This window comes from Staphylococcus pasteuri, assembly GCF_030547725.1.
Classification (GTDB): domain Bacteria; phylum Bacillota; class Bacilli; order Staphylococcales; family Staphylococcaceae; genus Staphylococcus; species Staphylococcus pasteuri.
In genome coordinates this window covers 1-275 of the sequence record NZ_JAUOQO010000320.1, presented here as the reverse complement: position 1 = coordinate 275, position 275 = coordinate 1, and the positions used below count along the sequence as shown (strand labels likewise).

Sequence of the window (275 nt, the reverse complement as noted above, 5' to 3'; positions counted from 1 at the left end):
CAGCGGCACTAAGACGGGCGCTGATGCTGTTTCTGCGCGCACGTGCGACGCGGTCCTGTTCCGCTCGCCAGTCGGCCATCGCCACCAGATCGTCGTAGCTGGCCAGCAACGGTGCAAGGTCAATTCCATAGGCGTTGACAACGCGACCAGATTTGTCGCGCTCCGGGAAACGCCGTCCATTGCCGCTCAGCCGACGCCGGATCAATCCGGCCTGCTCCAAACGGGTTTCACCGCGGCGAAAGCGTCGTTCATCCATGCCGCAGGCGCGTTCCAGG

1 protein-coding gene is annotated in these 275 nt (G+C 64.0%); it reads right to left on the bottom strand.

The window, feature by feature from the left end; all coding sequences use genetic code 11:
• A partial coding sequence (locus Q4528_RS13820) for a helix-turn-helix domain-containing protein (protein ID WP_303522143.1) occupies positions 1-256 on the bottom strand: 256 nt, incomplete at its 3' end.
• Between the last annotated feature and the right edge of the window lie 19 nt (positions 257-275).